This window comes from Bacillus cereus G9842, assembly GCF_000021305.1.
In the GTDB taxonomy this organism is placed as follows: domain Bacteria; phylum Bacillota; class Bacilli; order Bacillales; family Bacillaceae_G; genus Bacillus_A; species Bacillus_A thuringiensis_S.
The window spans coordinates 3,070,386-3,082,093 of record NC_011772.1 but is presented as its reverse complement, the minus strand read 5'-3'; the positions used below and the strand labels follow the sequence as shown (position 1 = coordinate 3,082,093).

The window sequence follows — 11,708 nt, the reverse complement described above, 5'->3', positions numbered from 1 at the left end:
ATTGGAGGATAATGATGAAATTTAAAAATGTTGTATTATCGGTAATTTGTATTTTTGTATTTGCATTAACAGCGTGTTCGAGTAACACAAATGGAAAAGAAGAGGGTAATGGAAAATTAAAAGTTGTAACTACATACTCCATTATATATGATATGGTGAAGCAAATTGGTGGAGATAAAGTTGAGATTCATAGTCTTGTTCCAATCGGAGCTAACCCGCATGAATATGATCCACTACCAAAAGATGTTATGAAAATGACAGATGCAGATATGGTATTTTACAATGGGCTAAACCTAGAAGAAGGTGGAGCGTGGTTTAAAAAGCTATTAAAAACGGCAAATAAATCAGCGAAAGATGCACCGGTTTATAAAGTAAGTGAAGGTGTAGAAGCTATTTACTTAGAAACAAAAGGATTAGAAAAAGAACCAGACCCACATGCTTGGATGAATATTAAAAATGGTATTTTATACGCTGAAAATGTGAAGCAAGCATTAATTAAAGAAGATCCTAAAAATAAAGAGTTCTATACTAAAAATGCTGATGAGTATGTAGCAGAACTTCAAAAGTTACACGATGAGACAGTAAACAGAATTCATCAAATTCCTGAAGAAAAACGTTTCTTAATCTCTAGCGAAGGTGCTTTTAAATACTTTGGAAAAGCATATGACATTAAGACGGGATACATTTGGGAAATTAACTCAGAGAATCAAGGTACGCCAGATCAAATTAGAGATGTTGTAAGTTTAATTCAAACAAACAAAGTGCCAGCTTTATTTGTTGAAACAAGTGTAGATCGACGTAGTATGGAAACTGTTTCAAAAGAAACAAACGTGCCAATTGCAGGGACAATTTTTACAGACTCACTAGGTAAATCAGGTGAGGATGGAGATACTTACTTAAAAATGATGAAATGGAATATAGATACCATTATTAATGGGCTACAAAAGTAGGATTTATCTGTTTTTCAATGTAGCGTAACTATTGAATTTTTATAAAATAAGAGATGAAAGAGCTAGCTCATATGAGTTGGCTCTTTTATTTATCCCAATATTTGCGGGCGGATAAGATTTCCTCCTTAAAAATTCAGCGAATGGGAGGGAGGGCTGCCCGTAAAATCCCACTGAATATGTACTAATAATCAGTGGGGGTGACAAAACTTCTACTAATTAAAGTTTCATTTTATAATTTTTACTTTATTAAAAGTAGATTTGTTAGAAAGGATAATCATTTATTGATATAATGAATGGATGCGTGGCAGGAAATAGATAGAAAGATACTGCTAGTAATTTATACTTAAAATGTAGGGAGATTGAACAGAGTTATGGGGAATGAAAAAGAAATTAGTTCCGCTAAATTAATATGGAAGATGACGCGCCCACATACATTAACGGCGACGTTTTCTCCTGTAATTTTAGGGACAGTGGCATCACTTTATGTTGCCAAAATTGATTGGCTGTTATTTATTGCGATGATGGTTGCATGTTTAGCATTGCAAATAGCAACTAACTTATTTAATGAGTACTATGATTTTAAACGTGGATTAGATACCGCTGAATCCGTTGGCATCGGTGGCGGAATTGTCCGTCATGGATTGAAGCCAAAAAATGTGTTAACAGTTGCGCTTTTATTATATGTCGTAGCAGCTTTTATTGGCATTTATATTTGTATGAATAGTAGTTGGTGGTTAGTGGTTATTGGTTTAATTGGAATGGCGGTTGGCTATTTATATACAGGTGGTCCATTACCAATTGCGTACACTCCGTTTGGAGAATTAGTTTCTGGATTGTTAATGGGGACATGTTTTGTACTTATTGCTTTCTTTATTCAAACAAATACGATAACGATTGAAAGTGTATTGATTTCCATTCCAATTGGGATTTTAGTCGGTGCAATCAATATGTCAAATAACATCCGAGATATAGAAGAAGATATTAAAGGTGGAAGAAAGACATTAGTAATCCTCCTTGGGAGAGAAAAAGCCATAGTAACACTAGCGGTAGCCTTTTTCATTGCGTATTTATGGATTGCCGTAATTGTATTAATGGGTTATATAAGCCCTTGGGCATTAGTTATGTTCCTAGGTTTGAGAAAGCCAATCTCTGCTATTCAAAGTTTCCAAAAAGGAGCAAAGGACCCTGGGTATATGCGCATCGCAATGAAATCAACAGCAATGACAAATACGATTTTTGGCTTCTTATTATCGGCAGGATTATTAATTAGTTATCTGTTTTAGATAAAAAATCTTGTTAAATAACTTAACCCCAATTTCTCAATTTTAATATGGAGAAATTGGGGTTTTTATTTTGACTTTGTTTAATGCTAAAAACAGTTTCATTTGAAATATAAATACCAATAAATTGCAACTTCATCATTTTCAATATCTAAACCTTTATAAACAAGAAAATCAAACCCACCAATTACAAATCCACATTTTTCATAAAATTTACATGCTGCGACATTATTATTTTGCGTTTCAAGCATGATCCCGGGCATGTTGCCTTCTTTTGCCCATCGCTTTGCCTGATCAACCAATCTTTTACCAACTCCGAGTGTACGATATTTTTTATCCACCGTTATATCTTCTATGTAAGCATAGTGATTCCAATTCTTTTTCAATACCATTAATCCAATGATTTGGTTATGTAACAGTGCTATGTAAATGACTTGATTAGGTTTATTTATATATTCATTGTAAGCCAGTTCTTCATTATCATCTTGATTTTGTAAATAACTTTTTTCATAACTTGGAACGTCTTCTACTGTATATTCTATGCGTCTATTTACTTTGGAAAGAGAAAGAATTAACCGAGCATTCACTATAAAACTGTCATCGATCTTCGGGAAATTGTCTAAATCATTTTTTTCTAACTCTCTAATTAAAAGATTCATCGGAGCACCTCCACATAATAATATTTCTTCTAGTTCTTTATTTGATTCAAATGAATTCCAATTACAAAATTATAATAGAATTTCAATAGTATGGCTAACTCAGTATTTTATCTTTATAACAGCATACTATTATCTTGATATAAAAATTTTGTTTAGAAAGAGTAGTATTTTTTATTTTGGATGTATATCCAGTTTTCAAATTTAACTGTATTAGAGAAAACAATATTTTTCTAAAGAGTGGATGCAGTACGCTATTCTTTAACTAATTTCGACATTATCTGCATTTTATCTTCACCTTCCTCTATTAATCTATTTATTGTAAATATCAACTGGAGTTAATGCTTAGCTGTATAAATAATGAATATGAAAATTAGTAGGGAAAGGATCGAAACATAATGAAAGAATCACAAAATAAGAAAAAAACAAATGTAGGAACTAAGGCAATACTATCTCTAGGGGTTGTTTTAGCAACGACCTTTTTCACATTCTTTTTAATTGGGAAATGGAACTCTATCCCAGCGAAGGGAGTAGCTAATGAAAGTAGTAATCAAGTTAATACGCAACAACAAGAAAAGAAAAAGGAGACACCACCAGCAAAACAGAAAAGACCTGATGGAAAACCGGTAGGAAAGGTTGTTTATTTAACATTCGATGACGGTCCTAGCGAATTAACTGGGAAATTTTTAGATGTACTAAAAGAGCAACATGTTGCTTCGACATTTTTTATGCAAGGTAGCAATTTACAGAATACCGCTTTTCAGGAAAACGTAAAGCGAGCAGTAAAAGAAGGACATTATATTGGTGCTCATAGTATGACACATAATAGTGATAAGTTATACAAAAAAGGACAATTTGTACCGGAGATGAAAGAAACGTTAGCTCTTATCCATAATATTACGGGTACAACTCCTAAACTAGTTCGTCCGCCATATGGATCTGCACCAGGATTAAAGGGCGAGGAAATTCGTAACCAAATTGTAGAAGCAGGAATAAAAGTTTGGGATTGGACGATAGATTCAAATGATTGGAAATTAAAAGGTAATCCACAGCAAATTATAGAGAATGTAAAGCGTACAACAACAGAAGATGTGGAAGTAGTTCTAATGCATGAAAAACCACAAACATTACAAGCGCTTCCTGAAATTATTAAATTTTATAAGGAAAAAGGATATGAATTCGGGGTATACAATGAAGCGGATCATTTTCAACTAAACTTCCAGAAAGATCAACGTCTATAGTATAAACATAATTATCTTAAAAAGGTGTTTTCCATTACTAAATCAATAACTAAGCCAAAAGTTGATTTCTTATTTTATAAAGAAATCGGCTTTTTCGTTTGTATATTACGTTACAAGAGTTTTCTTATTTTCTCCGGAATGTCCTTTTTAGAAATGTATGCAACAGAGTCTTTATAGTAAGAGTATTATGTTGGAGATAATCAAAAAAACGTATATTGCAATATAAAAATTCACTTTAATACTAAAGGATACATGACAACGATTCCTATAAATTCTTCTCAATAATTGAAAATAAAATCAATCCAGATTATTATATTGTTATTGTAATTACATTTTATTGAAGGAGGATACAAAGATGAAAAACTCAAAAGGCTCTATTGAATCAGAGATAAGCAAAGCAATTACTCACTGGGAAAAGGACTACCTAGGACGCGGGTCTATATCCGTTAAGACAGATATATTACGGGATATGATTATCGTAAATTTACAAGGTGTTTTAACGCCGGCTGAATATACGGTTTGCGAAACAAAAGACGGTATGCTAACGATAAAGAAAAATCGTTCGGAGCTAGTTGAATCTGGAATTGATGATCTGAAAGAGATTATACTAGAATTAACTGGAGAAAAAGTGAAAAGCTTTCATACGGATATAAGCTCCCGTACAGGCGAACGAGTAATGATTTTTAAATTGCTTCATAATCTTGAGGAGAAATTTTAAAAATACCTTAAGGTTAGTGGAAGGATTAAGAAACCTACAAGTTTGGCACTTTATTAACAGGCTAATAATTAAAAACTTGAAGTTATTTAGGTATAATAAATCTTAATTCTAATAACTCTTAAAAAACGGATAAAGAAATTGACAAACTGCTTAATATGGTTTATCTTATAATTGTTTTAAAAAATTGATAGATGCTCATTTTAACAGTTTGCTATAATTAAGGCTTTAGCATTTTTTTAATATGTAATATTGACTAAATGAAAAAGTTTCTTAATTAAAAGATAGCGTATAACATAAATTGATATATTGATTGCATAATCTAGGAGATCAGAAATATACATTTCTTTTTAACAGGAGTAATACATACATTATTATCCTCTATAAAATGGGAGCTCTTCAAAAAACTTTATTGAAGTTAGTTGAAGGGAAACCGACAATCTCCATAATTCAATGATGATATAAAATCATTGAATTATGGAAGTTGTCGGTTTTTTTATGGGAAAAAACGATGCACTAAAAAGAGTGAATGAAAATTGAAATTTAAAAAATCATCTTAATTAAAAGGAATTTTTATAGTTTATTTTTGCTTAGAAGGGGGTATTTAACATGTTAATTTCGCTGAGTTCATCAACACTGTTAACATTATTTTTTATGGCGCTTAGTGCTTCTTGGCTAAGTGGATTATTGTTTTTACATGCAAGGATGCCTTTACGTTTTGTTCATATCCATATTGGTATCGCTGCATTGCCTTCATTGGTTTCTTTACTCGCACTTGTTAATCACAATGAAGATAGAGTTGTAGGGCCTTGGCATCTAGATACTTTAGCTTGGTTCATGGCTTTCTTTGTTCTTACAATTGGTTTAATCATTCAGCGTTTTTCTATACGTTACTTACTGGGAGATCGCTCATATCGAAAATACTTTGCACTTTTTACATTTACTACAGGTGTATCTTCAGTCGCATGGTTAAGTAATGATCTTCGTTTCATGATTATTTGTTGGGGAGCAACTCTTATAGGATTGGTTCTACTCATAGGGCTAAATAAAGGTTGGAAAGTAGTTAGTGAAGCAACAAAAATTTCTAGTTATTTATTTACAATAAGCTGGATCGCCTTGCTATCAGCTATCATTTGGCTTTTTCAAGGCACTGGACAGTGGCAATTAACATCAGTTTTAACGAATGAAAATGTAGCTCAATTTGGAACGTTGGAGAAAACAGGAATTAACTTATTGATTATAGTAGCTGTGATGATTCCAGCAGCACAATGGCCTTTTCAAAGATGGTTAATTGAGTCAGCTGTAGCTCCAACTCCTGTGTCTGCTATTATGCATGCTGGTTTAGTAAATGCTGGCGGTATCATGTTAACTAGATTTTCACCTCTTTTTCATGATGATATTGCACAAATCATTTTACTAATTTTCTCAAGTATTTCTATCTTAATCGGAACAGGAATTAGCCTAGTTCAAGTTGATTATAAACGTCAGCTAGTGGGATCAACTATTGCACAAATGGGGTTTATGCTTATTCAATGCGCATTAGGAGCCTATTTAGCGGCTGTTATTCATTTGATTTTACATGGTTTGTTTAAAGCTACACTGTTTTTACAAGCTGGTTCTTCCGTGCAACGTTTTGGGGCAGTGAAGCAGTCTAATGAAAAGATATCTGATTTATGGATTATGGTCGGACGTGTTTTCGGATTATTTATAGCGATTGCTTTTTGGTTTACGACTTCTGGAGAAGGGTATGAATTAGTTAGTGCGTTCATCTTAGGGTGGTCATTATACTTTTCATGGAAACAGCTTGTTGTTTTTGGAGAGGGAAGAATGGGACGAATTGTTGGCGTAGTTATTTTAGCTGGTTTTTCTCTCATTTATTTTACCGTTCATAATTCTCTTTACAAATGGTTGCATACTGACATGTATCAAAGTGTTCAACCTTCAGCTCCAGCTGTTATCTTTGTTATATGTATTTTACTATTTAGTAGTGCTATTAGTACTTTCGTTACTCGTAATCAATCTTCTACTTTATTCGCTGTACTTTATCTTTGGTTAGTTCGAGTAGGTGAGGCGAGAAGAAAGTCAGTAGAAAGTCACCCAGGCTATCTGAAACATTATGTATCAAAGGGAGGTAATTCGTGATGAGCATATTGTCAATATTAAAGAAAGATACAAATATTGATATGCAAGAAAATAATATAAATGATTTAGTTGCATCTGCTAGCCGAGTGATTGCACCACTTTGGCCTATCTCTACGTTTGCAGCTCATCACCCTTGGATGGGACTTGAAAAACAATCATTTGAACAAGTTGCAGATTGGTTAAAAGAAATTCGTAATGTGGATATATATCCGAGTGCTGCTATGATTCATTCGGCAAAGGCAAAAGGGGAGATTGAGGAATCATTTTTACAAAGTGGCTTGTCTCGTTGGCTTGATTCACAATCTTTTCATATCCCGCGAAAGAAAGTGGAGCAGTTTTGCCAAGTAGCTTTAAAATTAGAGGAATTACCTTCTAGTCTATTATCATTGCCAGAAGTAAATAAACTGGCAGAAGAAATGAGTTATATAAATACAGAGAGTATGAAAGACTCTTCTTTGCAACCTGTAAGTTCACTTATAGAGAACCAAAAGGGTGAAAACCTATCTGATATTCTTAATTATCATATCATTAAATGGTGTAAATTATATCTTGATGACTCCGGATCAAGTTGGACGATGCCAAATCGAGAGAAAGGTTTTTATCGTGCATGGCAACACCTTATTAAATTTGATCCAGCGCTCAGTAAAAATGAGCGTAAAGTTTTAAAAGATTGGCCACAAGATGCCCAAGTAGCTTTAGCGAGAGCATTATCTGAACTAGGAATTTCTGAATCTAACATACAAGCTTACCTTGAAGGGCACTTACTTTCTTTGCCTGGGTGGGCAGGAATGATACGATGGCGCTCACAACAATCAATTCAGGAACAGGAACTCCTAATAGAATATTTAGCAGTTCGAATTTCTATGGAGCTGGCTATTACAAAGCCTTATTTACCTTTAAAAAATCAAAAGGTTGAGAAAAAAGTTGCAATCGTCCCGCTTATAGCTTCTTGGATCTATTGGGGGAATATTTCAACACGGGAATGGTTACAAATGCCTGCTGCTGAACAAAGTGAATTATTAGTATTCGCTTATCGTTTTGATGAAAATATTCGTAGGAAACTTTGGCTGGAAGCTTGGGAACAGACGCATGCAGAGCAATTAAGGAAGAAGATTGCTTCTAAACAACGTGCAACTAATGATAAAAAGCGTGTATTAGCTCAATTAGCATTCTGTATTGATGTACGTTCAGAACCGTTTCGTCGCCATCTTGAAAAATTAGGTCCGTTTGAAACATTTGGAATAGCTGGTTTCTTTGGATTACCAATTGCAACTAGTGAACTAGGTAGTAATAACAACCATCCTTCTTTGCCAGTTATACTCAAACCGAAACATCAAATAAAAGAGCTCACAAATGAAAATGAACTTAAATCTTATGAGCAACGTAAGAGGGTAGGCAGTTCGGTACGTTATACATTTAAAACGATGAAACAGAACGTACTGACGAGTATGGCGCTACCTGAGTTAAGTGGTCCTTTATTTGGTCTACAAATGGTGACAAGAAGCTTTGTCCCAAGAGGAGTTGGTGCTTTCATTCGTAACCTTCGTAAAACTATGTTACAAAAACCTGATACAACATTCTCACTTAATCATGTTCATGACACAAAGGGCGAGATACCTATCGGTTTTACGAAAGAAGAAAAAGTGAACTATGTGCGTCAAGCTTTAAAAATGGTGGGACTGACAGAAAAATTTGCTCCTTTAGTTGTAATGTGCGGACATAGTAGTCAAAGTACGAACAATCCTTATGCTGCAGCGCTTGAGTGTGGTGCTTGTGGCGGAGCAGCAGGGGGATTCAATGCAAGAGTTTTTGCTACTTTATGTAATCTTCCAGAAGTAAGAGAGGCATTGGCTGCTGAAGGTATTAAAATTCCTGAGGACACCATTTTTGCAGCAGCTGAACATAAAACAACAGTGGACGAATTGGAATGGATTTACGTCCCGGAACTTTCGGAAGCTGCGCAAGAAGCATTTGATTGTATCGAGTCGATTATGCCAAATGTGAGCCAACATGCAAATAGAGAGCGTTTAACGCAATTACCAAATTTTAAAACGAAAATAAAAAATGCGAGTAAAGAGGCACATCGATTTGCAGAAGATTGGAGTGAAATACGTCCAGAATGGGGATTAGCTCGTAATGCATCTTTTATTATCGGGCAACGAGAATTAACTCAAGATTGTGACTTAGAAGGTAGGGCGTTCCTCCATAATTATGATTGGAAACAGGATGAAAGTGGCGATATATTAGCTAACATTATTGCAGGACCAGGAACAGTAGCTCAGTGGATAAATTTACAATATTACGCTTCAACTGTAGCACCTCATTATTATGGTAGTGGAAACAAAACAACCCAAACTGTAACGGCAGGTCTCGGTGTTATGCAAGGGAATGCAAGTGACCTGTTGCCAGGCTTACCTTGGCAATCGGTTATGCAGTCAGATAGTGAGACGTATCATTCACCACTTCGTTTACTAATTGTCATTCAAGCACCTATTGAATATATAGAACGTTTGTTAAATAATGATTTCACATTTCGAGAAAAAGTTCAAAATGGATGGGTTAGACTTGCAAGTGTTGATCCAGAGGGACGCTGGAAAAACTGGTAACAATTATTATTGTTACTAGCTTAAAAGTTTCATAAATACAATAATGAAGAAGGAGTGCTCCATATGAATTCAAAGAATAAAAAAGTTTTATTATTAACAGACATTGAACACGGAATAGAGCCTAGTATCCAACAAGTAACTAACATTCACCAAGAAAACATGTTGACTATACACAGCTATGATTCTGTAATTGTACATCCTTATGGAGATATAATGAGATCTATTATTATTGCTATTTATCAAGAAAATGTTAAAGAAATTTTTGTTGTCGGAATAGAGGATAAAGAAACGTCTTCAGTTAATCTACAAACTCAACGTGATTTCATAAAAGATAATATAGAATTAGACTATCTCTTTAAAAATTGCATGCCTGAATTTTCAAGTGGTAGCCTCGATGAATGGCTAATTGGAAAAGAAAATGTTAGTGAAAATATTGAGAAGAGTATAGATATGATTTGTCATCATCCACTAGTACCGTCTGATGTTAAAGTTCATGGTTTCAAGATTGATAGAATAGGGGAAAAAGAAACGGTTGTTAAAATTCCTACTAATAAAATAGTTGAAAAAGTTAACTAATTTATTAAAGACAAATAAATTCTTATGTATAAATTGCTGTTGTATAATAAATTTTATTATGTTTTAAGAATCAGAAGAGGTAGCCATGCAAAACAAAATTATCGTTATGTTTCAAAAAGATTTTCGTTTATATGATAACCCAGCTCTATTTGAGGCTGTTCAGTCCGGGGAGGTTCTTCCGGTATATGTACAAGATGAAACTTTTTCAATAGGAAGTGCGGCAAAGTGGTGGTTACACCATGCTGTAATAGATGTAAAGAAGCAACTTGAGGCATTGGGCTCTACTTTAATAATTCGTAAAGGACGTACGGAGGAAGAAATACTTTCTCTCATAGAACAATTAGATATAACGGCTGTATATTGGAATATTTGCTATGATCCGGACAGATTACAATCTAATCAAAAAATGAAAATGATGTTAGAAGATAAAGGTATTATTTGTAAGGAATTTAATTCGCATTTATTATTAGAACCGTGGATTATAAAAAAGAAGGACAACACTGAATATAAGGTGTTTACGCCTTTTTACAATGCATTTCAAAAGCAGGTAATACCTAAACCTATTAGCAAAGTGCAGAGTATAAAATGGGGAAGCTCTTTACCAGCAAGCTTATCTGTTTCAGAATTACACTTGCTGCCAACTATACCGTGGACATCTCATATTGAATCAATATGGGAGCCTACAGAGGAAGGGGCATACAAAACATTCAAGAAATTTTTCTCTAGCAAATTAGCCTCTTATAGTGAAGGAAGAGATTTTCCAAATCAAAATGCTCATTCGATGTTGGCGCCATATCTTTCATTTGGCCAAATATCAGTGAAGTTAATGTATCATTACTTAATAAATAAAAGTACCGAAAGACAATGTAGTCTTTTTGAAAAACAAGTGAATAGTTTTATACGCCAATTAATTTGGCGAGAGTTTTCTTATTATTTGCTATATCACTATCCGTTTACAGTATATAAACCTCTTAATAAAAACTTTGAACATTTTCCGTGGAATAAGGAAGAGGAGTTATTAAGAGTATGGCAAAAAGGTGAAACTGGTTATCCGTTTATTGACGCGGGAATGCGGGAGCTTTGGCAAACAGGTTTTATGCATAATCGGACAAGAATGGCTGTAGCCTCTTTTCTTGTAAAGCATTTGTTAATTCCGTGGCAAGAAGGAGCAAAATGGTTTATGGATACACTACTAGATGCTGATATTGCAAATAATACAATGGGATGGCAATGGGTTGCTGGAAGTGGAGCAGATGCATCACCGTACTTTCGTATTTTTAATCCTATCACACAAGGAGAAAAGTTTGATAAAAATGGAGAGTATATAAGAAAATGGGTACCAGAATTAAGAGATATACCGAATAAGTATATACATAAACCTTGGGAAGCACCTGAGCATATTTTACAAAAGGCCAATATAAAGCTTGGTAATACATATCCTTTGCCAGTCGTTGATCATAAGGCAGCAAGAGAGAGAGCACTGTGTGCATATAAAAGTATGAAAGAGTTCGTATAAAATAGATTAAACGATATGTATTTGAA

General features: G+C 34.1%; 9 protein-coding genes. 8 read left to right on the top strand and 1 reads right to left on the bottom strand.

What is annotated here, in order from left to right:
• Window positions 1-14 precede the first annotated feature (14 nt).
• Window positions 15-950 (top strand): manganese ABC transporter substrate-binding protein/adhesin MntA, encoded by a 936-nt coding sequence (gene mntA / locus BCG9842_RS15480; protein WP_000669597.1) that lies wholly within the window; start codon window positions 15-17, stop codon window positions 948-950.
• Between the two features lie 371 nt (window positions 951-1,321).
• Window positions 1,322-2,233 carry a 1,4-dihydroxy-2-naphthoate polyprenyltransferase gene (gene menA / locus BCG9842_RS15475; RefSeq protein WP_000526092.1) on the top strand — a complete coding sequence of 304 codons (912 nt, stop codon included), beginning with the start codon at window positions 1,322-1,324 and terminating at the stop codon, window positions 2,231-2,233.
• Between the two features lie 98 nt (window positions 2,234-2,331).
• Here menA and satA read toward each other — a convergent pair whose 3' ends face one another.
• Window positions 2,332-2,889 carry a streptothricin N-acetyltransferase SatA gene (gene satA / locus BCG9842_RS15470; protein ID WP_001050464.1) on the bottom strand — a complete coding sequence of 186 codons (558 nt, stop codon included), beginning with the start codon at window positions 2,887-2,889 and terminating at the stop codon, window positions 2,332-2,334.
• A gap of 395 nt (window positions 2,890-3,284) precedes the next feature.
• On the opposite strand from satA, the gene BCG9842_RS15465 reads away from it, so the two are divergent.
• The 6 genes from BCG9842_RS15465 to BCG9842_RS15440 all read left to right on the top strand — a co-directional run bounded on the left by BCG9842_RS15465 (window position 3,285) and on the right by BCG9842_RS15440 (window position 11,682).
• Window positions 3,285-4,127, top strand: coding sequence for a polysaccharide deacetylase family protein (locus tag BCG9842_RS15465; protein WP_000665156.1), 843 nt, complete (start codon window positions 3,285-3,287; stop codon window positions 4,125-4,127).
• A gap of 355 nt (window positions 4,128-4,482) precedes the next feature.
• The gene (locus BCG9842_RS15460; RefSeq protein ID WP_000798170.1) at window positions 4,483-4,845 is read left to right on the top strand and encodes a DUF2294 domain-containing protein; all 363 of its coding nucleotides are present in this window, start codon (window positions 4,483-4,485) and stop codon (window positions 4,843-4,845) included.
• A gap of 606 nt (window positions 4,846-5,451) precedes the next feature.
• Window positions 5,452-6,984, top strand: coding sequence for an NADH dehydrogenase subunit 5 (locus BCG9842_RS15455; protein ID WP_000908926.1), 1,533 nt, complete (start codon window positions 5,452-5,454; stop codon window positions 6,982-6,984).
• On the top strand, window positions 6,984-9,590 hold the full coding sequence (locus BCG9842_RS15450) for a DUF2309 domain-containing protein (RefSeq protein WP_000025795.1): 2,607 nt from the start codon (window positions 6,984-6,986) through the stop codon (window positions 9,588-9,590). The genes BCG9842_RS15455 and BCG9842_RS15450 overlap by 1 nt, the downstream gene beginning before the upstream one ends.
• A 63-nt stretch (window positions 9,591-9,653) precedes the next feature.
• Complete coding sequence (locus tag BCG9842_RS15445) at window positions 9,654-10,166, top strand: hypothetical protein (RefSeq protein ID WP_001086241.1); 513 nt, start codon at window positions 9,654-9,656, stop codon at window positions 10,164-10,166.
• 85 nt (window positions 10,167-10,251) lie between these two features.
• Window positions 10,252-11,682, top strand: a complete 1,431-nt coding sequence (locus BCG9842_RS15440) for a cryptochrome/photolyase family protein (RefSeq protein WP_001179984.1) — start codon at window positions 10,252-10,254, stop codon at window positions 11,680-11,682.
• Window positions 11,683-11,708 lie beyond the last annotated feature (26 nt).

Excerpts from the sequence above, each read along its gene's own strand:
- BCG9842_RS15445 (WP_001086241.1), top strand. The coding sequence starts at position 9,654 with ATGAATTCAAAGAATAAAAAAGTTTTATTATTAACAGACATTGAACAC.
- menA (WP_000526092.1), top strand. The coding sequence starts at position 1,322 with ATGGGGAATGAAAAAGAAATTAGTTCCGCTAAATTAATATGGAAGATG.
- BCG9842_RS15460 (WP_000798170.1), top strand. The coding sequence starts at position 4,483 with ATGAAAAACTCAAAAGGCTCTATTGAATCAGAGATAAGCAAAGCAATT.
- BCG9842_RS15440 (WP_001179984.1), top strand. The coding sequence starts at position 10,252 with ATGCAAAACAAAATTATCGTTATGTTTCAAAAAGATTTTCGTTTATAT.
- BCG9842_RS15450 (WP_000025795.1), top strand. The coding sequence starts at position 6,984 with ATGAGCATATTGTCAATATTAAAGAAAGATACAAATATTGATATGCAA.
- BCG9842_RS15455 (WP_000908926.1), top strand. The coding sequence starts at position 5,452 with ATGTTAATTTCGCTGAGTTCATCAACACTGTTAACATTATTTTTTATG.
- satA (WP_001050464.1), bottom strand. The coding sequence starts at position 2,889 with ATGAATCTTTTAATTAGAGAGTTAGAAAAAAATGATTTAGACAATTTC.
- mntA (WP_000669597.1), top strand. The coding sequence starts at position 15 with ATGAAATTTAAAAATGTTGTATTATCGGTAATTTGTATTTTTGTATTT.
- BCG9842_RS15465 (WP_000665156.1), top strand. The coding sequence starts at position 3,285 with ATGAAAGAATCACAAAATAAGAAAAAAACAAATGTAGGAACTAAGGCA.